General features: G+C 70.8%; 29 protein-coding genes. 18 read left to right on the forward strand and 11 right to left on the reverse strand.

Annotated elements, in window-relative coordinates; all coding sequences use genetic code 11:
* Positions 1-12: 12 nt before the first annotated feature.
* From BX286_RS17900 to BX286_RS17915, 4 genes are all read left to right on the forward strand, one after another.
* Positions 13-534, forward strand: a complete 522-nt coding sequence (locus tag BX286_RS17900; protein ID WP_121015483.1) for a MarR family winged helix-turn-helix transcriptional regulator — start codon at positions 13-15, stop codon at positions 532-534.
* 137 nt (positions 535-671) lie between these two features.
* Positions 672-1,148, forward strand: a complete 477-nt coding sequence (locus tag BX286_RS17905) for a hypothetical protein (protein ID WP_100863372.1) — start codon at positions 672-674, stop codon at positions 1,146-1,148.
* A 74-nt stretch (positions 1,149-1,222) separates the two neighbouring features.
* Complete coding sequence (locus tag BX286_RS17910) at positions 1,223-2,143, forward strand: NmrA family NAD(P)-binding protein (protein ID WP_121015485.1); 921 nt, start codon at positions 1,223-1,225, stop codon at positions 2,141-2,143.
* 65 nt (positions 2,144-2,208) lie between these two features.
* A complete protein-coding gene (locus BX286_RS17915) occupies positions 2,209-2,769 on the forward strand; it encodes a DUF1772 domain-containing protein (RefSeq protein WP_121015487.1) in 561 nt (186 codons plus the stop codon).
* A gap of 205 nt (positions 2,770-2,974) precedes the next feature.
* On the opposite strand, the gene BX286_RS17920 is transcribed toward BX286_RS17915, so the two are convergent.
* Positions 2,975-3,334, reverse strand: coding sequence for a hypothetical protein (locus BX286_RS17920; RefSeq protein WP_079428364.1), 360 nt, complete (start codon positions 3,332-3,334; stop codon positions 2,975-2,977).
* Positions 3,335-3,849: 515 nt separating this feature from the next.
* Between BX286_RS17920 and BX286_RS17925 the strand changes: the two genes are divergently transcribed.
* Complete coding sequence (locus BX286_RS17925; RefSeq protein WP_079428366.1) at positions 3,850-4,200, forward strand: MerR family transcriptional regulator; 351 nt, start codon at positions 3,850-3,852, stop codon at positions 4,198-4,200.
* Between the two features lie 84 nt (positions 4,201-4,284).
* Here the strand turns inward: BX286_RS17925 and BX286_RS17930 are convergent, their stop codons facing one another.
* The gene (locus BX286_RS17930) at positions 4,285-4,761 is read right to left on the reverse strand and encodes a cupin domain-containing protein (protein WP_100863369.1); all 477 of its coding nucleotides are present in this window, start codon (positions 4,759-4,761) and stop codon (positions 4,285-4,287) included.
* Positions 4,762-5,351: 590 nt separating this feature from the next.
* On the opposite strand from BX286_RS17930, the gene BX286_RS17935 reads away from it, so the two are divergent.
* The gene (locus BX286_RS17935) at positions 5,352-7,046 is read left to right on the forward strand and encodes an ice-binding family protein (protein ID WP_261993458.1); all 1,695 of its coding nucleotides are present in this window, start codon (positions 5,352-5,354) and stop codon (positions 7,044-7,046) included.
* A gap of 313 nt (positions 7,047-7,359) precedes the next feature.
* Here the strand turns inward: BX286_RS17935 and BX286_RS17940 are convergent, their stop codons facing one another.
* On the reverse strand, positions 7,360-8,250 hold the full coding sequence (locus BX286_RS17940) for a helix-turn-helix transcriptional regulator (RefSeq protein WP_079428372.1): 891 nt from the start codon (positions 8,248-8,250) through the stop codon (positions 7,360-7,362).
* Positions 8,251-8,541: 291 nt separating this feature from the next.
* Between BX286_RS17940 and BX286_RS17945 the strand changes: the two genes are divergently transcribed.
* The 4 genes from BX286_RS17945 (at position 8,542) to BX286_RS17960 (ending at position 10,146) form a co-directional block, all read left to right on the forward strand.
* On the forward strand, positions 8,542-8,742 hold the full coding sequence (locus tag BX286_RS17945; RefSeq protein WP_079431815.1) for a hypothetical protein: 201 nt from the start codon (positions 8,542-8,544) through the stop codon (positions 8,740-8,742).
* A gap of 207 nt (positions 8,743-8,949) precedes the next feature.
* Positions 8,950-9,525, forward strand: a complete 576-nt coding sequence (locus BX286_RS17950; protein ID WP_079428374.1) for a DUF5994 family protein — start codon at positions 8,950-8,952, stop codon at positions 9,523-9,525.
* Between the two features lie 5 nt (positions 9,526-9,530).
* Positions 9,531-9,809, forward strand: a complete 279-nt coding sequence (locus tag BX286_RS17955; protein ID WP_123995771.1) for a hypothetical protein — start codon at positions 9,531-9,533, stop codon at positions 9,807-9,809.
* Between the two features lie 52 nt (positions 9,810-9,861).
* Positions 9,862-10,146, forward strand: a complete 285-nt coding sequence (locus tag BX286_RS17960) for a hypothetical protein (RefSeq protein WP_079428376.1) — start codon at positions 9,862-9,864, stop codon at positions 10,144-10,146.
* A gap of 42 nt (positions 10,147-10,188) precedes the next feature.
* Here BX286_RS17960 and BX286_RS36625 read toward each other — a convergent pair whose 3' ends face one another.
* The 3 genes from BX286_RS36625 to BX286_RS17970 are packed head-to-tail and all read right to left on the reverse strand — an operon-like array spanning position 10,189 to position 11,237.
* Entirely contained in the window at positions 10,189-10,359 is a 171-nt protein-coding gene (locus BX286_RS36625; RefSeq protein WP_167747593.1) for a hypothetical protein, read from the reverse strand.
* Between the two features lie 30 nt (positions 10,360-10,389).
* Complete coding sequence (locus tag BX286_RS17965) at positions 10,390-10,746, reverse strand: PRC-barrel domain-containing protein (protein ID WP_079428378.1); 357 nt, start codon at positions 10,744-10,746, stop codon at positions 10,390-10,392.
* Positions 10,743-11,237: a DUF5994 family protein gene (locus tag BX286_RS17970; RefSeq protein ID WP_079428380.1), complete on the reverse strand. Its 495-nt coding sequence runs from the start codon at positions 11,235-11,237 to the stop codon at positions 10,743-10,745. Before BX286_RS17970 ends, BX286_RS17965 begins: the two co-directional genes overlap by 4 nt.
* Before the next feature lie 251 nt (positions 11,238-11,488).
* Between BX286_RS17970 and BX286_RS17975 the strand changes: the two genes are divergently transcribed.
* Positions 11,489-11,764, forward strand: coding sequence for an isoamylase early set domain-containing protein (locus tag BX286_RS17975; RefSeq protein WP_079428382.1), 276 nt, complete (start codon positions 11,489-11,491; stop codon positions 11,762-11,764).
* A gap of 58 nt (positions 11,765-11,822) precedes the next feature.
* Here the strand turns inward: BX286_RS17975 and BX286_RS36110 are convergent, their stop codons facing one another.
* From BX286_RS36110 to BX286_RS17990, 4 genes are all read right to left on the reverse strand, one after another.
* Entirely contained in the window at positions 11,823-12,014 is a 192-nt protein-coding gene (locus BX286_RS36110) for a hypothetical protein (protein WP_148710279.1), read from the reverse strand.
* 114 nt (positions 12,015-12,128) lie between these two features.
* The gene (locus BX286_RS17980) at positions 12,129-12,689 is read right to left on the reverse strand and encodes a type 1 glutamine amidotransferase domain-containing protein (RefSeq protein WP_100863366.1); all 561 of its coding nucleotides are present in this window, start codon (positions 12,687-12,689) and stop codon (positions 12,129-12,131) included.
* 14 nt (positions 12,690-12,703) lie between these two features.
* Positions 12,704-13,027: a plasmid stabilization protein gene (locus BX286_RS17985; RefSeq protein WP_079428386.1), complete on the reverse strand. Its 324-nt coding sequence runs from the start codon at positions 13,025-13,027 to the stop codon at positions 12,704-12,706.
* Positions 12,999-14,270 carry a cytochrome P450 gene (locus BX286_RS17990; protein WP_121015491.1) on the reverse strand — a complete coding sequence of 424 codons (1,272 nt, stop codon included), beginning with the start codon at positions 14,268-14,270 and terminating at the stop codon, positions 12,999-13,001. The genes BX286_RS17985 and BX286_RS17990 overlap by 29 nt, the downstream gene beginning before the upstream one ends.
* 239 nt (positions 14,271-14,509) lie before the next feature.
* Here BX286_RS17990 and BX286_RS17995 point away from each other — a divergent pair, with 239 nt between their 5' ends.
* From BX286_RS17995 to BX286_RS18020, 6 genes are all read left to right on the forward strand, one after another.
* On the forward strand, positions 14,510-14,986 hold the full coding sequence (locus BX286_RS17995) for a DUF5994 family protein (RefSeq protein ID WP_121015493.1): 477 nt from the start codon (positions 14,510-14,512) through the stop codon (positions 14,984-14,986).
* A 261-nt stretch (positions 14,987-15,247) separates the two neighbouring features.
* On the forward strand, positions 15,248-15,451 hold the full coding sequence (locus BX286_RS18000; protein WP_079428392.1) for a cold-shock protein: 204 nt from the start codon (positions 15,248-15,250) through the stop codon (positions 15,449-15,451).
* A gap of 286 nt (positions 15,452-15,737) precedes the next feature.
* A complete protein-coding gene (locus BX286_RS18005; protein WP_107438279.1) occupies positions 15,738-17,030 on the forward strand; it encodes a DEAD/DEAH box helicase in 1,293 nt (430 codons plus the stop codon).
* A gap of 82 nt (positions 17,031-17,112) precedes the next feature.
* Complete coding sequence (locus tag BX286_RS18010; RefSeq protein ID WP_079428394.1) at positions 17,113-17,376, forward strand: CBS domain-containing protein; 264 nt, start codon at positions 17,113-17,115, stop codon at positions 17,374-17,376.
* Between the two features lie 76 nt (positions 17,377-17,452).
* Positions 17,453-17,761, forward strand: coding sequence for an SCO5918 family protein (locus BX286_RS18015; RefSeq protein ID WP_079428396.1), 309 nt, complete (start codon positions 17,453-17,455; stop codon positions 17,759-17,761).
* 195 nt (positions 17,762-17,956) lie between these two features.
* The gene (locus BX286_RS18020; protein WP_079428398.1) at positions 17,957-18,295 is read left to right on the forward strand and encodes a MerR family transcriptional regulator; all 339 of its coding nucleotides are present in this window, start codon (positions 17,957-17,959) and stop codon (positions 18,293-18,295) included.
* 107 nt (positions 18,296-18,402) lie between these two features.
* On the opposite strand, the gene hisS is transcribed toward BX286_RS18020, so the two are convergent.
* Positions 18,403-19,728 (reverse strand): histidine--tRNA ligase, encoded by a 1,326-nt coding sequence (gene hisS / locus BX286_RS18025; RefSeq protein WP_121015495.1) that lies wholly within the window; start codon positions 19,726-19,728, stop codon positions 18,403-18,405.
* A 195-nt stretch (positions 19,729-19,923) separates the two neighbouring features.
* Between hisS and BX286_RS18030 the strand changes: the two genes are divergently transcribed.
* A complete protein-coding gene (locus BX286_RS18030; RefSeq protein WP_079428402.1) occupies positions 19,924-20,700 on the forward strand; it encodes a YqcI/YcgG family protein in 777 nt (258 codons plus the stop codon).

Consider the following 20,700-nt stretch of genomic DNA (forward strand, 5'->3'; position numbering starts at 1 on the left):
CATATTATCTACATGGACGCACAGAAGGCCCCGGCCGAGGAGGCCCCGACGCTGGATCAGGCCAGGCGCCAGATCCGGCGCTACGGCCTCGACTCCGACCCGCAGGCCGTACTGGTCGCGGTGCGCCTGATGGCCGCGGGGGCCCGGCTCGGCCAGGCGAGCGAGGTTCATTTCTCCCGGTTCGGGCTGTCCACCGGCCGCTACCGCCTTCTCGCGGACCTGGAGGACAGCGAGGGCGAGAAGTCGCCCTCGCTCCTGGCCGCCAGCCTCGGCGTCTCCCGCGCGACGGTCAGCGGGCTCATCGACTCCCTGGAGAAGGACGGACTGGTTCTTCGGCGTCCGTCCGCGCAGGACGGGCGCGCCTCGGTGGTCGTCCTCACCGCTCGCGGCGCACGGAAGCTGCGCGACCTGGCCCCCGACCACTTCCGCCGCCTTCAGGCCATGGTGGCCGACCTGAGCGTCGAGGAGCGGACCGTCTTCCTCGACCTGCTCTCCCGGGTCACGCGGGGCATCGGCGCACTGACCGACCAGTAGCCCGCGCCGCCCAAAGCCCCACAGGTTCAAGGAACTCAAGGAGTTCAAGGAGTTCAAAGGATGCGCAGCATCGCATGCCCATGTAGTTAGGTGCCTAATTATTAGTGATCCAAGCAACAGCCAAGCGAGAGGCCATCGTGGGTAGACGAAGAAGCATCCCGACCGCCGAGGAACGCACCCCGCCGCGCTTCACCCTGTGGCGCGAAGTACTGGTGGCCTACGCCGCTCCCGCTCTGACCGCCGGCGCCGGGGGACTCGTCTCGGGGCAGCAGGACCTGGCCGTCGCCGCGCTCACCACCATCGCGGGCACCTCGGCGCTCGTCGCCGCCCTCACCGGCGCCCGGCTCCAGCATTCCGGCATCCGTCCCCGCTGGGCCGCCTCCCTGCCGAAGGCCGTACTGGCGGCAGGGGCAGGGCTGGTGGCGGCGGCCGTCGCGGCAGGGGCCGCGCACCTCGCCCTCAAGGGCCTGGCCGTATGGCCGGCGCCGTTCCTGTCCGGCACGCCGTGGCCCGGACGCCTCCCCCTGGACCTGCCGCTGTCCGCGGCACTCGCCGCCGCCATCACCACCTGGCGCTGGCGCGGGGCCACCCCCGTCCCCCGCGTCACCCACTGAACTCCTTCACCGCATCCGCCACATCGGTGGGGCCGTGCCTGATGCGCACGCGGGCCCCAAAGGAAGGACACGGAATGATCGTCGTCATGGGCGCCACCGGAGCGACCGGAAGCGCCCTCCTGCACCGCCTGACCGAACTCGGGATACCCACGCGGGCACTGAGCCGCAACCCCGGCCGGCTGCGCACCCGACTCGACAGCACCACCCTCTCGCAGACCGAAGTCCTGGCCGCCGACGCCGCTGCCCCCGCGTCCCTGCGGGCCGCGTTCACCGGCGCGACCCAGCTCTTCCTCACCATGGCCAACAGCCCCGCCCAGGTCGCCCTGGAGACCGATGTGATCGCGGCAGCCGCCGAGAGCGGCATCGGGCACATCGTCAAACTCTCCGCCCCCGGCGCCGGTCCCGACTCTCCCGTAGCCATCGCCCGCGGACACCACACCATCGAGGTGGCCCTCCGGAGCTCGGGGCCCACCTGCACCGTCCTGCGCCCTTACGCGTTCATGCAGAAACTGCTCCTCCTCGCACCCGGGGTCGCTGCGGGCGGCGTCATCCACGGCGCCATGGCGGACGCGGCCTGCAACTACATCGACTGCCGCGACATCGCCGACGTGGCGGCAGCCGCGCTGACCCGCCCCGAAATCGCCGGGCACACGTACACCCTCACCGGCGACCGGACCTACAGCCACCCCCAGCTCGCCGACCTGCTCGGCAGCCTGCTGGAACGCGACGTCCAGTACGTCGACCTGCCGGGCACGGACCTGCACCGCCACCTCACCGGCACAGCCCGCATGCCCGGCTGGCTGGCCTCCCACATCGTCGAGATCCAGCACATGGCCACCACCCACCCCGAAGAGCCCAACGACACCGTCACCCGCATACTCGGCCGGCCGCCCCGGGCCCTCGAAACCTTCCTCCACGAGCACCTCGACCTCTTCCGAGGGGGGCCCTGGACGGAGCCCGAGTTGCCTTTCGGGCTGCCGGAGGTCCATAACTGATCGTTCTAGTTGCGAGATGTACAAAGTCTTGGACTTATGGCGGGGCTGCCGAAAGCCTTGAGGTCATGGGGAACTTGACACACCGGAGACCAGCGGCGGACATCCAAGCCGCGATCGCAGCCGAACGCCGGGAGCCGGCGGCCATCCGACTCGTCCAGGGGCTCGCCCTGCTCGCCACCGGCCTCCTCGCCGGCGCGTTCGGCTACGGCGCGGCCAACCTCGTCCCCACCTTCAACGCCGTACCGCTCGACATGCGGCTGTCGTTCCACGCCGAGTTGATGAAGATGAACGGCATCACCATGCAGACGGCGATGGCCGCGTCGACGCTGAGCTCCCTCGCTCTCGCGGCCCTGACACGCGGCCGCGCCCGGCTGATCGCGGGTTCTGCAGGTCTTCTGACGCTCGGGTCCTTCCTGATAACCCGGCTCGGCAACGTGCCGATCAACGGCCGGATCAAGGAATGGGCGGTCACCTCGGCCCCGGCCGATCACGCGGAGATCCTGCGGCGCTGGGAACTCTTCAACAACCTGCGCACGCTCACCGCCCTCATCGCGTTCGCCCTGCTGATCGTCCTCGCCCTGAGGCCGATTGCGGGAGCGGTTCCGGGCGTCCGCTCTTCAACGTAGTCCCGGGTCAGGACGGCGACGGGCGCGGCTCGGGAGCCCGGTCGGGTTACCGGAGGTGCGCCCCGGCCGTTGCCGGGGTGGACTTCCGTCCTCGACACGATCCGGACCGCCGCGAAATCGGTCTAGGAAACCCCGACGGCAGGGGTGAGCGCCCGGGCGGACCGGGTGCTCACCCCTGCCGGCAGGTTCTGGTCGTAGGGGTGGATCAGTGGTCGGAGTAGCTGAAGTCGCCCACGGTCCAGGCGGTGACGTCCTCGATCGCTACGCGGTACATGCCACCCGTCTCCGGGATGCCCATGGTTCCCTGCAGGATCCGTGCCACATGGAAGTGCAGGTGCGTGGGCGGCCCCTCCTTGCGCGTGGCGGCGGTGAAGACGCCGGAGAACTCCCCCAGCCGGTCCGAATCCGCCAGCACCTCCGACACCCGCTGCCGCCACACGGCTTCGGGAGCCAGCCGGCCGGTGATCACAGCACCGCCGGTGACCACGGTCAGGGACATCTGGTTGCTCTGCCCGGACTCCACCAGGGCAGCGACGTTCACGAGCAGCTCGTCAGGCTTCGACATGGGAGCCGATTCTATGGCCCGCCGAGGCCCACACACCGATCAGGCCGCGTTCGAATCCGATTACCTCCTCGTCGAACACACGAAAATCTATGGCGGCCGAAGTAGACATTCGGTGATGGGGTGGCTATGGTTTCTCTCGTAGCCGAGAGATCGAGCAAGGCCCGGAGGGACGAACTACCGGGCATCAGTACACGCAGTAGCAGCAGTAGCAGTAGTAGGCAGTACGCAGTCCCCCGCTTGGTACGACATCGGTTCAGAGGGAAGAACGGAGGAGTTGACCGCCATCAGGATCGCCCGGGGCGAAAGACCGAACCCGGGTACCGCAGGACATCGATAGTGAGGTGGTCTCCGGTCAAGCAACCGCGATCCCCGCGCCCCCGGCCGAGTACAGGCCAGGTCCGCGGCAACAGAAGGCCGACGCGGTACTAGGGTCGGCAGATGGTGAAGCAGTTCCTTCGGGGCCCTGGTGCCGTACGGCACCAGGGCCCCTCCACGCGTTCCAGAGAGAGGTGCAGATGACAGCACGCGAATCGTTCGGCGATCGTCTCGACGACGACGACTACCCCGCCTACACGATGGGCCGGGCCGCCGCCATGCTCGGCACCACGCAGGGCTTCCTCCGTGCCATCGGCGAAGCCCGCCTCATCACCCCGCTGCGCTCCGAGGGCGGACACCGGCGCTACTCCCGCTACCAGCTGCGCATCGCGGCCCGCGCCCGGGAGCTCGTCGACCAGGGCACCCCCATCGAAGCCGCCTGCCGCATCATCATCCTCGAGGACCAGCTCGCGGAAGCCCAGCGCATCAACGCCGAATACCGCCGCACCAGCCAGGCAACCCAGGCAGCCGAACCCCCCGCCGCGGGGTGACGGCTGCGGCTGCCGGGTGCGTGAGGCGGCCTCGGTGGTGCCGTCGGGGCCGGCCCGCGCGGTGTCGCGGTGGGCCCCCGCCGGTCAGGCGTGCTCGTCCGAAGGCTGCCGGGCAGGCTGGACCGACCAGCTCGGCGGCTCGTCGTTGCCCGACTCCTCGTCGCGCTCCGCGTCGGCGGCCGTGGCCTGGACCTTGCCCGACGCGTGGTGGACCGGCGCGTAGACGGCGTAGAGCCGGAGGGGCTCGTCACCGATATTGGTGACGTTGTGCCACGTGCCTGCGGGTACGAAGACCGCCCAGCCGTCCTCGACCTCCCGGTCGTAGTCGAGCCGGTCCTTCGTGCTGCCCATCTGGACGCGGCCCCGGCCTGCGTCGAGCCGGAGGAACTGGTCGGTCTCCGGGTGCGCCTCCAAGCCGATGTCCTCACCCACCGGGATCGACATCAGGGTCAGCTGAAGGTACTTCCCGGACCAGGCGACCACGCGGTAGTCCGTGTTCTCGAGCGTCGCCTCCTCAAGGTCGAAGCTGTGCGGTTCCGGCCCGATGTCCTTGATGGTCATACTTCTCTCCCAGTCGACGAAGGCGACACGCGGTACACGCTCTCGGTCTTGTGCCCGCCCACGTCAACATTCTCAGAGCCATGGGCTCTTGCGGCCGCAAGCACGCGAGCCGCTACCGCACGGCCGGCAGGGAGCCGGCGAACAGAACGATGGCGCACAGCCCCCGGATCGCAGCGCGGGCAACCCATGGGCTTCTCTGGCGGGGTGTCACTCGTATAGTCCCTTTTTTCCGGTTTATTAGCTATTGCTGCGAAATATGCGTGAGTCATGTGGGGTGACGGTGCATCATCACCTCCGGCGGGGAGTCGCCTCCTCCTCGCCCAGGGCGAGCCCGGCGGCGCCGGAGCAGGCAGGAACGTGCAGCCCTGAGCAGTCATCGTCGCGGGCTCTCGGGATCCTCCTTCCGGAGGACCAGGCATCGAAGCAACAAGAAAGGTCCTGCTATGGCGTTGGATGTCATCCGGTCGGATCCACCCGACACAAGCCCTTATCGCAGTCTGCTCAGACAGGGAGCCTTTGCCCTGCTCCCCGCAGCGCTCCTGGCATCGGCCGTCCTGGTCCCGAACGTCGCCCACGCCGCGGAATCCACCGTGGGACTGGGGACCGCCACCAGTTACGCGGTCCTGGCCGGTTCGACGATCACCAACACGAACCCCACCGTCATCAATGGCGACCTGGGGCTTTACCCGGGCACATCGGTGACCGGCTTCCCCCCCGGCATCATCAACGGGGTCAAGCGCGTATTCCCCAACGCCGCCGCCGGTCAGGCGAAGTCCGACCTCGTCGTCGCCTACGACGACGCGGCGGGCCGGGGGCCCGGAACCGTGCTCGCTTCGGCCGAAATCGGCGGACTGACGCTGGCACCCGGCGTCTATACGGCCCCGTCGTTCATTCAGCTCACCGGGACGGTCACGCTCGACGGCCAGAACGACCCCAACTCCGTCTTCATCTTCCGGATCCCCTCGACCCTGACCACGGCTCCGGCAAGTGTCGTCAGCTTGATCAACGGAGCAAGTCCCTGCAACGTGTTCTGGCAGGTGGGCAGTTCCGCCACCATCGACACGACCACCCAGTTCAAGGGCAACATCCTGGCCCTGGAATCCATCACGCTGAACAACAGCGCCGTGATCGAAGGCCGCGCCCTGGCGCGTAATGGCGCGGTCACGATGGACAACAACACCATTACGAGGCCGGACTGCGCCGTTGGCCCACCCGGACCTCCCGGCCCCACCGGCAGCCCCGGCCCGACCGGCCCGACCGGCGCCACCGGCCCGACCGGCGCCACCGGCCCGACCGGCGCTCCCGGACCCACGGGCTCCCCCGGACCCACCGGCTCCCCCGGACCCACCGGCTCCCCCGGACCCACCGGCTCCCCCGGTGCTCCCGGACCCACGGGCTCCCCCGGACCCACCGGCTCCCCCGGCGCTCCCGGACCCACGGGCTCCCCCGGACCCACCGGCTCCCCCGGACCCACCGGCTCCCCCGGCGCTCCCGGACCCACGGGCTCCCCCGGACCCACCGGCTCCCCCGGACCCACCGGCTCCCCCGGACCCACCGGCTCCCCCGGCGCTCCCGGACCCACGGGCTCCCCCGGACCCACCGGCTCCCCCGGACCCACCGGCTCCCCCGGACCCACCGGCTCCCCCGGCGCTGCCGGACCCACGGGCTCCCCCGGACCCACGGGCTCCCCCGGACCCACCGGCTCCCCCGGACCCACCGGCAGCCCCGGTGCTCCCGGACCCACGGGCTCCCCCGGACCCACCGGCAGCCCCGGACCCACGGGCAGCCCCGGTGCCCCCGGACCCACCGGTCCTGCAGGGCCTGCAGGACCTGTCGGACCGACCGGACCCACCGGGCCCGCAGGACCCAAGGGGCCTCGCGGTGACAAGGGCGAGAAGGGCCACCACGACCACGGCCACGACCACGACGGCGGCCACGACGGCGGCCACGACGGCGGCCCCGACCAGGACCACGACCACGACCAGGGCCACGACGGCAACCACGACCACGACAAGGGCGAGGACGGTCAGGACGGCCGCGACGAGGGCAAACCACCGTGGGCCGACGTCATGCCGAACCACCCCGACGGTGGTCCCGGCCAGGCGGCCAAAAAGGTCAACTTCGCCCCCGTGAGCGCCGCCACCGGCCAGCAGCCTACGGCGGCCGGCTCAACCGACGGGACCGGCATCATGGCCGCCTCTGCGGCAGTGCTGGCATTCGTCGGAGGCACGCTCCGCTTCGCCAGGAAGAGAATCCGGCGAGGTACGACACCTCGACAGGGCTAGCCCCGTCGCGGACGTGGCGTCCTCACGCCCCTGACCCTTCGGTCCCGGCCACTCGGGGGACCGGCGCGTGTTCCACCCTCCCGTCACCGACGGCCGGGTACGCATCGGCGGCAGGGGCCGAAGCCCAATCCAGCACGTAGGACGTCCCGTTCGCCGTTCGGCCGCCGGGCTCCTGGACACCTCGTCCAGGAGCCCGGCGCGCTCGCGAGTGATCAGCTCCGCCCACGGCACTCGCGTCATCGACGTCACCGTCGTCGTCATCGCGTGCTCACGCGACGAGCGTCCGGGTTCACCGGCGCACTGGCCGACGGCGTCATGGTTCCGGTCGGCGAAGAGCGGGAGGTTCCGGGCCGGCGTACGCCTTGACGGCTTCGTCGATGAGACGCCGGGTACCGTCCGGACTCAGTGCCTGGGCCTGCAAGTGCGCATACATCTCCCTGTAGAGCAGCACGTCGGAAGGTTTCTCCAGATACAGGTCGCTGGTGAACCGTTCCAGATACACCACACTCACATCGGTGGCGTCGGAGAACTCGAGCAGCGAGAACTGCCCCAAGACACCCGGGTGCGCGCCTACAGCGTGGGGGAGGACCTGCACGGTGATGTGCGGCCGGCCACCGAGGCGGTTCAGATGGTCCAGCTGCTCGCGCATGACCTCACGGCTGCCTACGACGCGCCGTAGTGCGGATTCGTCCAGTACGGCCCATAAGCGCAGTGGGTCGCAGGGGGCGCCAAGCCGGTCCTGGCGCCGCAGTCGCACCTGGAGGCGTGCGGCGGCCTGTTCGGCCGTGGCATGAGGGATCGTTCCTGCGATGACCGCCCGGGCATAGGCGGGGGTCTGCAGCAGGCCGGGGATCACCAGCGGCTCGTAGAGCCGGATGGCGGCCGCCTCGGCCTCCAGGCCGATGTAGGGGCCGTAGGGGATGTCGCCGTAGGCGTTCCACCAACCCTGCTGACCCGATTCCCGGGCCAGCCGCAGCAGTCGGTCCACACTCCGCTGGTCCTGGACTCCGTACAGGCGGCAGAGATCGCGCACATCGCGCGGCTTGACGAGGCGGCGGCCGTTCTCCAGCAGACTGATCTTGGGCTGGGAGATCAGCAGTTGCTCCGCCACCTGCTGTGTCGTCATGCCGCTGCTCTCCCGGAGCCTGCGGAGCTCCGCCCCCAGCCGGCGCCTGCTGACGGTGGGATTGACCGTGACGCCCACGGGACGCTTACCTCCGCTCGAAAACCATGCACAGGCGAGCAGATTGACACGGTCGGATCGAGAGAATCCGCTTTGACGGCGTGTCGTGCACGGTGGGGGCGAAGGCCACGCCGCCCGTCTCCGGGATGACCACGGTTCCCTGCAGGATCACCGCCCCGGAGCCGCCGTGTGATGCCGGCGTCGACGTCGACCGGGCCTCGCTTCGCCGTCGACGTGATGCAGACCGTCGCTGTGCGTGTCAGCGTGATCAGAGAGGGATATCCGTACCCCGCAGAGAGAGGAGACGCCGTCATGGACGGTAGGCAGGACAAGCGTCAGGAGCCGGGCAAGGGCAGCGAGGCGCAGGAACACCGTCGCCCCGGGGACCCCGCGCAGCCCCAGCCGGGCAGGCAGTCCCGTGAGAGGGGACAGAAGCCCGGCCGGAAGGAGACCCCGCGCCGCAGCGAGAACGACCTGCTGCGCGAAGAGGACCTGCACGACGAAGGGCTCTGACCAGAGCACCGCTCGCCCGCAGGCCCAGAGCCCGTCCGCTCCGCCGCCCACGGGAAATCACCTGGTCACGCCGGTCAGAGTCCGTCGAACAGGAGTACAGTTAAAGCACCGGGAGTACTTCGCACACCGGCTTTCACGCGGGTGTCGTTTCCGGCGATCGCCTAAAGACCGGGCTGCCGACGGGCAGCCCGGGGGCAGGTCCGCATCATGACCACCATCCTCGACCGGACCGCGTCCCGCGACCTCGCCGCAGAGTTCCCGGTCCGCTTGTCCCTCACCCCGAAGACCACGCTCGCCGGCCAGCTGGACGGGGCCTGGTGGCCCCGCTCCCGCGACCTCGAGGCCGAGCTCCCACCGCTCGTCACCGCCCTGGAGGAACCCTGGGGACGCGTCACCCGCGTCACCGTCAACCCCACCCGCTGGCCCGTCATCCCGCACAAGGTCGCATGGGACGGGCGCACGCTGCACGTGGGCTGGTTCACCGAACAGGACCCCGACAAGCTGATCCTGCTTTCTTACACCGTCGGCCGCTGGGACCTCCTGGTCATCCCGCCCGAAAGCGAGCCCGCGGCCGCGGCCCGGCTGATGTCTGCCGCCGCGATCCCGGGCAGCGTCCTCACCGCGGGTGTCCTCATGGCCAACGAGACCGTCATCGGGCGCGGCGTCCGTGACGCCCGCCGCCGCGAGGCCCTCTGGGAGAGCGAAGGCGGGGCCTGCATGTCCCCCTTCGGGAACCGGATGGACAGATCCGCCCTGCCGCTGCCCGGAAACGGCTGGAGGTGAGCTTCGTGGAGACCCTCGTCCTCGTCGGGGTGATCATCCTCGCAATTGCCGTCGGAGCGCGCTGGATCCACCTGCTGAACGCCCAGCACGACGCCCGGATCGCGGTCTACCACTTCAGCGACCCCCTGCCGAGGCCTCCTGGCCTGCCGGACGACACCGGACGTCGAGCCCACCGCACGGATGCCCGCCGGCGAGGAACACACCTTCCTCCGGCCGGGGGCAGCGGTCGGGTCGCCTCGGCGCCCCGACCCGTCGACCGCGGTGCCCACTCCGACGAGACCTGAGAAGCCGGACCGGTTGCGGAGCCCGGAGCCCCGCACACGAAAGGACGCGGTCATGGCCACGTTGCGCGAACGCAAGACCTACCGCGATCAGGTGCTCCAGGTCCTGTACGGAGCCGTCGAAGGCAACCGCCTCCTCGGCATCACCGGAGCACAGCTGCGGCGCGACCTGAACGTGCCGGAACAGGACCTGGCCGCCGCCTGCACCTACCTGGTGGGCGAAGGGCTGGTCACCGTCGACTGGGATCCCGGCAACACCCCCGCGATGGTCACCCTCACCCACGAGGGGATCCGGCGCATGGAGGCCGAGGAGGAAGGGACGGACCCGGGCCCGGCCTGACCGGTGCGTTGCGGACGTTTCACCTGAGCGGGCGGTGACGTTTCACCTGAGCGGGCGGTGGCGGGCGGAGTGGCGGGTGCGCAGGGCCATGTAGAGGACGGCTGCCACGAGTACCGCGATGCCGATGAACAGCAGGAAGAGCAGTCCGTGCACGGTGGCACCGATGATGCCCAGCACGAACGCGACGATGATCAGAGCCAGGAAGAGCGTCATGGGGGATGCTCCCTCGGTCGGTCGGGGGGCTCAGCGACGGGCCAGCTGCCGTTCGCCCTTCGCCCCGGGCTCGTAGGGGAGGCCGTAGTGCTGGAAGACCGCTTCCTCGTCCTCGGCGGGCAGTACGTCGTCGGTACCGATCGACGGGCACTGTTTCACCAGCGCCTTGTCGTGAACGACCTGCACATAGCCCGGCCCCACCATCGCCCCTTCCAACGGGACGAACACCAGACGCTGCCGGGTCGGCAGGCCTACCCGGACCGTGGCCATGGCCGGCTCGTCGGTGCCGGTGTCGACGTAGATCGCCTCCAGCGCTCCGATCCTGTGGCCCCGGTGGTCCAGCACGTCGTGGGTCCGCCACTCACGGATGTCCGCCATCCGGATCATGTCGACTCCTCGCGGCCGGTCGCGGGTTCGGGAAGCGAGGCGACGAGGATCTCCGCGGCCTGGGTGACGTTGTCGGCTCGGACCGCGCGGGCCATGGCGTCACGCGCCGCCTCGGGCGTCGTGTCCGGCGGCACCACCATCAGGGCGAAGTGGTCGTTGTCGCCTCGGGTGATCAGAACGGTGTCGTCGCCGACGGGGAAGGAGTCGAGGTGCACGAGACGGTCGTCGACGACCACCCGGGTCGGGACCTCCTCCCAGGCGTCCCTGTCCAGGCCGACCCGGGTGATGGGGCCGAGGTGGGCGGTGAGCGCCTGGATCAGGTCGGGCAGCTCGGCCGCCACGTTCCGGGAGCGCGGCCACCAAGCGCCGTCGAGGACGCCTTCGCGGGAGTGCGTCGTCTGCAGCCTGAGCAGGGCCGTGCCGGGTTTCACCGCTCGGTGGATCTCGTCCGGAAGGAGCCTCGGAGGGGTGGGGGCGTCTGATTCGGCCATGGTGGGTTCGCCTGACTGCGCGGCGCCGCCGACACCTCATGGCCGACGAGATACCGCCGTGTTTCCCAGGGTACCCGCGTGCCTGCGGTCATGCTCGGGGCCGACGGCCGGTGCAGCCGACGGGAAGGGACCCGCGCGGCGCCACGCCGGGCTCGGGTCGTATGACCGTTTCGGCCGTGTCGGCGTGCGGCCGGACCGGAGCCGGAGCAGGATGAACGCGCCCCCTCACCTTCCGACAGGAGAACGCCGTCGTGCTCGAACGCAAGCAGAGCGAGGACCGCACCGAGATCACCTTCGTGCTCCCCGCGGACACCCCGCCCGGGCCGGTCAGCGTCGTGGGCGACTTCAACGGCTGGGACCCCTACGCCCATCCCCTCCAGGACAGGCAGGGGATGACGCGGGCGGTGACGGTCGCCCTGCCGCGGGAGACGAACCACTCCTTCCGGTACCTGGCCGCCGGCGACTACTGGTTCAACGACGAGTCGGCTGACGGCCAGGACGGCCCCAACAGCCGCGTCCGTACCTGAGCCGCCCCCCCCGGCCGGGCCGCCCCCGGCCGGGCCGCCCCTGCCGTCGTCCTCCCCGTCAGGCGGCCTGGGGCCGCATCAGGTCGCGGAGGACGTCCAGGCAGAACAGGCAGTGCCGTTCCGTGATCGTTTCCTCCGCAACAGCGGGAACCTGCGCTCCGCACAGGGTGGTGTCGGTGCCGTTCTTGGACAGGACGTGCCACACCGGGCCGGGGTCCGCTGCCGTAGGGCCTGCGCACATCTGGTACATGCCGCCTCCCTGGATCGAGGGGATCGTTCCTCCGACCAGGTAACCCCGTCAGCCCACCGGATGCCCCGGTGCGTGCGGCCATTCGGATGAACGGCCGCAGACGGGGCGCCGGTGTCAGGTGTGAGCGGCCGCGGAGTGGCGGGTGTCGGCGAACTCCCTCACGAGGGCGGCGCAGAACGCGTCCAGGTCCGCGGGTTTGCGGCTGGTGACCAGTACCGCGGGCGCCGCGTGGCAGACCTGCACCTCCTCGTCCACCCAGGTACCGCCCGCGTTGCGGATGTCGGTGGCCAGGCTCGGCCACGAGGTCAGCGTCCGGCCCCGTACGACGTCGGCTTCCACGAGGGTCCAGGGCGCGTGGCAGATCGCCGCGACCGGTTTGCCGGCTTCGAAGAAGGCCCGCACGAATCCGACCGCCCGCTCGTCCATGCGCAGGGCGTCGGGGTTGGCGACCCCGCCGGGCAGGACGAGCGCGTCGAAGGCGTCCGCGGTGTCACCGGCGAGTACGTGATCGACGGGGTAGGTACCCGCCTTGTCGAGGTGCCTGAACGCCTGGACCCGTCCGGGGGCGGTGGAGACCAGCTGGGGGATCCAGTGCTGGGCTTCCACGGCCTTCCAGGGTGCGGTCAGTTCGGTCTCCTCCACGCCCTCGGGCGCTGTCAGGAACGCGATGCGCACGACGTCCGCCTCCTTCAGTGGCCGAGGGCCCGCTTGAGTTCCGCCTTGTCCATCTGGGAACGGCCCTTGATGTTGCGCTGCCTGGCCTCGTTGTAGAGCTGCTCCTTCGTCGGGCCCTGGGCACCGCTGTGGGAGCGCTGCCCGCCCCGCTTGGAGGAGGACATGTCGTCGAGGGAGGAGCGGCTGGCCGTCTTCGATTCGCCCGCGCGGGCGCGTTCCTTGTTGACGGTCCGGGCGGCGATCTCCTTGGCCCGCTCGGTGCTTTCACCGCGCTGTTCGGCACTCTCCTTGATGTGTTCGTACTGGCGTTCACGCTTGGGGCTGGAACCGCGGGGCATGGTGACTCCTTGTCTGCGATGCGATCTCGATGACGAATCCGCTGCGGGGCCGGGTGGGGATCCGCTTCAGCGGAATGGACAGGTCTTGTTGCGGTACGGCGGGGTCGGTGCGGGCGAGGGCCGACGCGAGGGCGGCGAGCAGGGCGAGGGTGATGTCCTCACCGGGGCACCGGTGGCCGGTCCGCGCGTCGCCGCCGCCCTGGGGGATCAGCTCGCCGGGGCCGGGTTCGCGGTGCAGGAAGCGCTCCGGGGCGAAGTGGTAGGGCCGCTCCCACAGGGCGGGGTCGTGCTGGTGCCCGTACACGTCGAGCAGGAGGAGCGTCCCGGCCGGGATCTGGTCACCGGCGAAGGTGACGTCCCGGGCGGCCAGCCCTGCGACGAAGGGCACGAAGGGGTAGAAGCGGCGGACCTCGTGGGCGAAGGCGCGGGCGTGGGCGGGACCGCCGGTGCGCAGGTGGTCACGCTGGTCCGGGTGGCGGTGGAGGGCGTGCGCGGCGAAGGTGACGTACCAGGCGACGGCGATGGTCGGCCGGATGATGTTGAGGAGTTCGACGGCTGCCGTGTGCGGATCGAGCAGGGCGGAGTCCGGGCCGCGGTGCAGGGCGACCGTCTCCAGCACGGTGCCGGGGACCAGGTGCGGGTCCTGTGCGCGGACGCGGTTCACGGCGGCCATGAGGTCGTGCTCCTGGCGGTGCCTGGCGCGACGGGCCCGTACGTGGCGGGGCCCGGCGGTGGCGAACCCGTCGACCATGGCCACGCAGTCCTCGGCGATCCCACGGGCCGCGTCGCCCGGGGCCGGCAGACCCACCCAGTCGCAGACCGCCCCCGCGAGCAGGGTCGCCACCTCGTCGAACAGCACCACCGCGCGGCCCTCCCAGCCGGTCACGGCCTCGCGCCAGCCGCTCTCCACCCGCGCGGCCAGTCCGCCGACGGCCTCGGGTGACATCAGCAGGGACGCCAGCAGTTCCTTGCGCTCCCGGTGGCGGGCCCCGTCCAGGGTGTGCACCGCTCCCCTGCCGAAGAGGGTGTCGAGCACAGGTGACGGCAGCGCGCCGTGCCGCTCGACGCGGCTCTCGTCGTAGAAGAGGGACACGGCCTCGGGACCGTGCAGCAGGGCCGCCGGCCGCCCCATCAGGCGGGTGTGCACGAGGGGCGCGCCGTCGTGGGCGCGGCGCAGGTCCGGCGCCCATGCGTAGCCGTGGGCCAGCAGGGACAGGGTGCTGTCTATGTGGTGACCGGACATGCCGGGCGCCTACCCGGGGCGGGGGCGCGCATTCGCGAGGGGGCGGCCGGCGCGGGAACCCTTCGCCTCCCGGTGCGGCCCGGTGCGGCCCGTTCAGCCCGGCGCCCGCGTCCGCTCCCGGCGCGGAGTACGTTGGAAGTACCGGGAGCACCCCGTACACCCGCCTCCACGCGGACGTCGTTCCCGGAGATCGTTACGCCGGGCCGCTCACGGGCGTACCGGGGACGGGTCCGCGCCCCATGACCAGCACGACCGATCCCGCCCGCCAGGTGCGCCTGGCGCTGACCCCGAAGACCTCCCTCGCCGGCCTGCTGGACGGGGCCTGGTGGCCGTACTCGCGCGATCTCGCCGCCGAACTCCCGGCTCTGGTGGATGCGTTGGAGGAAAACTGGGGGCGCATCACACGTATCACGGCGAACCCCGACCCGTGGCCCGCCCTCCCTTACACGGTCGCCGTCCACGGCCGCAGCCTGAACGTCGGCTGGTTCTCCGAGCAGGACCGCGACACGATGATCCTGTTCTCGTACAGCCTCCGCCGCTGCGACCTGCTCGTGGTCCCGCCCGAGGCCGAACCCGCCTCCGCCGCGCGGCTGATGGCCGCCGCGTCCACCCCCGGCAACGTCCACGACACCGGAGTGGTCATGTCCGCGGAGAGCACGGAGGCGGAGGTGACGGACGGCATGCGCCGGCGGAGCCCATATCTACCCCCGCGGTAGGAGAATTCGACAGACGGCGCGACAAGGATTACTGCCGCGCAAAAGGAGCGGAGATTTTCGACCGGCTTTCGGGACGGTGTCGTGCTAGTCTCGATTTCAGTTGCAGTTGTGGTTCTGTTCCCGAAACTTCAGGTGTCCTCAGCCGCCCCCAAAGGCGGCGGGAGTGCTTTTTTCATCTCCGGATTATCCGGCGGGGCAATCATCACGGCGACATGGTTTCCGCACAGTGCGGACGCCGATGATCCTCGAAGGAGATACAACATGAGCACTGGCACCGTGAAGTGGTTCAACGCGGAAAAGGGCTTCGGCTTCATCGAGCAGGACGGCGGCGGTCCCGACGTCTTCGCCCACTACTCGAACATCGCCTCCCAGGGCTTCCGTGAGCTGCAGGAAGGCCAGAAGGTCAGCTTCGACATCGCGCAGGGCCAGAAGGGCCCGACGGCCGAGAACATCGTCTCCGTCTGAGCCTGACACGCACGCCGCAGCTGGGGCCCGCATCCTTCGGGGTGCGGGCCCCAGCTGCGTACGCCCCACCGAAATCCTGTCGAACGGATCCGCTCCCGGACCCGTCGTGGCCGGCGGCCGGACATCACCTCCGAGTCGCGCCACCACCCTCCGCCGAGCGGGCTTTTCGGGCCCCTTTTCCGGCGGTTCAGCTTTCATGCCCCATTCGAAGCCGTCGGGAAATACTGCGTTCCGTTCCTTCGCCGCGGACATTCCTTGACGCGTCTCGCACCGAGGAAGGTCCCGCATGAACAGCACGCACCCGCCCGGTCGTCGTTCCGTCCGGGACGACGGGGACCCCGTCCTCGGGCGGCATGAGATCACCCTCCCCTCGCCGTCCGCTCCCCCGTTGCCGGCGGTCGGGGCGTTCGCCGACCTGGACCTGCCGGACGGTCTGCTCGCCGTGCTCGCCGCCGAAGGCGTCACCGTGCCCTTCCCCATCCAGGGCGCGACCCTGCCGAACGCCCTCGCGGGCCGGGACGTCCTGGGACGCGGCCGCACCGGCTCCGGCAAGACGCTGGCCTTCGGCCTCGCCCTGGTGGCCCGTACGGCCGGAACGCGGGCCGCGCCCAGACGGCCCCTCGCCCTCGTCCTCGTCCCCACCCGCGAGCTGGCGCAGCAGGTGACCGACGCGCTCACGCCGTACGCCCGCGCCGTCGGATCGCGGCTGGCCACGGTCGTCGGCGGAACGCCCCTCGGCAGGCAGACCTACGCCCTCCGGAAGGGCGCCGAGATCGTCGTCGCCACCCCGGGCCGGCTCACGGACCTCATCGCCCGGGGCGACTGCCTGCTGGACCGGGTCTGCGTCACCGTCCTGGACGAGGCGGACCAGATGACCGACCTGGGCTTCGCGCCCCAGATCGCCGAACTCCTCGACCAGGTGCCCGCCGAAGGCCAGCGGCTGCTCTTCTCCGCCACCCTCGACCACAGCGTCGACCGGCTCGTCGGCCGGTACCTGTCGGACCCCGTCGTGCACTCCGTCGACCCCGCGGCCGGGGCCGTGACCACGATGGAGCACCACGTCCTGCACGTCCACGCCGACGACAAACAGGCCGCGACCGCCGAGATCGCCGCCCGCACGGGGCGCGTGATCATGTTCCTCGGCACCAAGGAAGCCGTCGACCTGCTGACCCGGGACCTGCTGGCCCGCGGGGTGCTCGCCGCCGCGCTGCACGGCGGCAAGTCCCAGCCGCAGCGCACCCGCGCACTCGCCCGGTTCAGGAGCGGACAGGTGCCGGTGCTCGTCGCCACGAGCGTCGCCGCCCGCGGCATCCACGTCGACGGCCTCGACCTCGTCGTCAACGTCGATCCGCCGGCCGACCCCAAGGACTACCTGCACCGCAGCGGCCGCACCGCCAGGGCCGGGAACCACGGCAGCGTCGTCACCCTGGTCACGCCGAACCAGCGCCGTGCCACCGCCCGCCTCATGTCCGGAGCGGGCGTCCAGCCCCGGATCACCCGGGTCCGCCCCGGCGAGGCGGAACTGCACCGCATCACCGGCGCGCGCACCCCCTCGGGCGTCCCCGTCCCCGGTACGTAGGCGGACGCCACCCGCCCGGGCCGGCACCCATGCCATCCCCGTCCCCGCCCCTTCCCCGTCCCCTTCCCACCAGGAGCCGCTTGTGACACCGGTACAGACACGATCCGACCACCCGTCCACCCCGCCCACGGCCGACCCGCACGTCTGGGCGGACATGACCGTCGAGGTCGCCCTGGCGGTCATGCACGGAGCCCGTACCGCGCGCCTGATCATCCTCGACGCCGACGGCCGGCGCACCGGCCTCGTCACCCGGACCCAGCTCACCGGCTTCCGCGCCAGTCCCGCGTACACCGACCGGGCCCGCCTGAGCGAACTCTCCCCCGCACAGGCCGCGCCCCGCCCCTGACCACCGCGCCGGGAACGACCGCCCGCCGCACCCCTTCCCTTCCTTCCCTTCCCTTCCTCTCCCCCTGTGAGGCCCCATGCGCTGCGTGATCGCCCGTTTCCCGTTCGAGCTGACGAAGAGCGGTGTCCAGGCCTCGATGAAGGGCATCAAGCCCGAACCCGTGGCCGGCGCGTTCGTGACCATCGGACGCCGTGACTACCCCGCCAAGCAGGTCGGCGCGGTCGTCACGCGCCAGGACCGCCGCGACTTCGGCGTCAACGAGGTCCTGCGGGCCATGACCCGGCTCGGCTTCACGTGCGGCATCCGCCCGGTCGCCTCCCCCTCGGCCGCCGCCGACCCGGTCCGGAAGGCGTCCGCCCTCCTGGGCGCACCCCCCGCGGCCTGACGGCACAGGAGCCGGCGGCGGGGCGGCTGCCCCGCCCGTCCGCTCGTCCGTCCGTCCCCCGCACGGGGGCGATTCCCCTCGTCCACCCCTCCAGCCGTCAAGAGCGCCGATACCGGCGTCGCGGACGGCAGCGTTACCCTCGGTGAGTGCCGGACCGCCGGCCCGCGCACCGGAAGGTTCGACGGAGAGGTGAGAATGACAGCAGACGATCCGCTCGGCCGTCTTGACGACGACGACTACCCCGCCTACACGATGGGCCGGGCCGCCGAGATGATCGGTACGACGCCCGGCTTCCTCCGCGCCCTGGGAGAAGCCCGGCTGATCGCCCCGCTCCGCTCCGAGGGCGGCCACCGCCGCTACTCCCGCTACCAGCTGCGCATCGCCGCCCGCGCCCGCGAACTCGTCGACCAGGGCACCCCCATCGAGGCCGCCTGCCGCATCATCGCGCTCGAGGACCAGCTCGTGGAAGCCCAGCGCATCAACGCCGAGTACCGCCGCGCAGCGGGCGAACCCCGCCCTCCGGCAACCGGCTGAACCGGGCCCCGCCGCGCCCCCGCCACCCGGGGGGGCGACACGGCCGTGTCCCGCCGCCCCGGGTGACGACGCGGCCCCAGGTCACCGGCCTGGGGCCGCGGCCTCGTCTAACGCGGGGACGGGAACCAGGCCATGGGGTCGGCCGGGGTCTGCTCGCCCGTCGCCAGGTTCTTGACCTCGTGGTTCCCGCCCTCCTCGGACGGCGGGAACCAGACGAACGGGATGCCCTTGCGGGAGGCGTAGCGGAGCTGCTTGGCCACCTTGTCGGCCTGGTGGTAGAGCTCGACGTTCATCCCCCGCGCGCGCAGGCCCGCCGCCGTGGCCCCGGCCGCGCCGCGGAGCTCGTCGCGCGGGACGGCCACGAGGACCTGGCTGGGGCAGTTGGGGCCGGAGTCGAGAAGGCCCTCCGCCAGGAGCTTGGCGAAGATGCGGGTCAGTCCGATCGACATGCCGACGCCGGGCAGGCTCCGCCGGATGAAGGAGCCGGTCAGGTTCTCGTAGCGGCCGCCCGAGCAGATGCTCCCGTAGTCCGGCCAGTCGGTGAACTTCCCCTCGTAGACGGTCCCCGTGTAGTAGTCGAGGCCTCGGGCGACCGAGAGGTCCGCGACGACGCTGCCCGCCGGCAGGTCGCCGAGGGAGTCCAGGACCTGGGCCAGTTCGCCGAGCCCTTCGTCGAGCAGGTCCGACGCGACGCCGAGGCCCTTGACCGCGTCCACGACGGCCGCGCCCTCGCCGCGCAGCCGGGCGAGGGCCAGGCAGGAGTCGACGGTCCGCGCGGGCAGGCCGAGTCCGTCGGACAGGATCCGGGCGACGCCCTCCGCCCCGACCTTGTCCAGTTTGTCGACGGCCCGGATCACCGCCGTCGGATCGGCGATGCCCAGCCCTTCGTAGAACCCCTCCAGGACCTTCCGGTTGTTGACGCTGAGCGTCCAGGCGGGCAGGTCCAGCCCGGTCATGACCTCGTGGATCATGCGCGGCAGCTCGGCGTCGAAGTGGAGCGGGAGCCGGTCGACGTTGATGACGTCGATGTCGCACTGGGTGAATTCCCGGAAACGGCCCTCCTGGGCCCGTTCACCGCGCCAGACGCGCTGTATCTGATAGCGCTTGAACGGGAAGACCAGCTCGTTGAAGTGCTGGGCCGTGTACCGCGCGAACGGCACGGTCAGGTCGAAGTGCAGGCCGATGCGGGAATCGCTCGGGTCGTCGGCGTCCTCCTGGAGCCGGCGCAGCGCGTACACCTCGTTCGAGGTCTCCCCCTTGGCGGTGAGCACGGAGAGGGGCTCGACCGACGGCGTCTCGACCGAACAGAATCCGTACCTCTCGAATCCGGAACGGACGATATCGAGCCACTTCTGCTCGACCATGCGAATTTCCGGCAGCCATTCGGGAAATCCGCTCACCGGTAGAGGGCGGACCAGTTGTGAGTCGTTCATCGCACGACCCTAACCCCACCCCTCCAGGGGGGCCATCCATTTACCGGTGCGGGGCTCCGGGCAGCCCTCTACAACTTTCGTTGTAGCGGGGTCGGCGGCTTCCTCAACCCTTCGTTTCAATCCGTTGCGGCCCTCCGCTTCCGCAGGTCACGATGGCCACCGCCACAGCCCGTAACCGCAGAAACGGATGGCTAGGTGCACACGTCGCAGCACACCACAGCAATTGTCCCCCAGGCGCAGACAAACGAATTCGAAAAGAGCTGGCAGCGCACAGCGGTCGAGGAGATCACCGGGCGCCTGACCGACTCGGAATTCCCTTGTGTGTTCTCGCGGAACGCCTTCCGCAAGCAGCTCCTCCGGTTCGTCTTCGTGCCCGACGGCGGGAGCGACGGCATCCGGCACCTGGCGGCGGCCCTGACGGAGTACGTCGAGGAGGCGAGGGACTGGGATGGGCAGCTGGACACCGCGTATCCGCTGGTCGTGGTGTTCTCGCCGGACGCCGTGGCCGGGGACTCGGTCGAGGAGCACCACGCCTTCGGCTGGCACGTGCTGCAGGAGCTGCACCGCGTCGACCCCGCGCCCTGGCCGGCCGGCGTCGCCCGGGACCCCGGCTCCGAGGCGTGGTCCATGTGCTTCAACGGAATGCCGCTCTTCTGCAATATGAGCAATCCCGGGCACCGGGTCCGCCGGAGCCGCAATCTCGGCGGGTCGTTCGTTCTCGTCATCAATCCCCGGGAACGCTTCGACGTATTCGCCGGAGACACCCCGAGCGGCCGGAAGGTGCGCGCCAACATTCGCGGCCGGATACACCGCTACGACGGCGTCCCACACTCCCCGCAATTGGGTTCCTACGGCATAGGCGCCCTCGAATGGCACCAGTACGGGCTGATCGAGGAGAACGCCGGGCGGACCGACGTCTGCCCCTTCTCACCCCGTACCGACGACGGCAACGACACGCAGAGGACGTCCTGA

The sequence above is a fragment of the Streptomyces sp. 3211.6 genome (genome assembly GCF_003634815.1).
Classification (GTDB): Bacteria; Actinomycetota; Actinomycetes; order Streptomycetales; family Streptomycetaceae; genus Streptomyces; species Streptomyces katrae_A.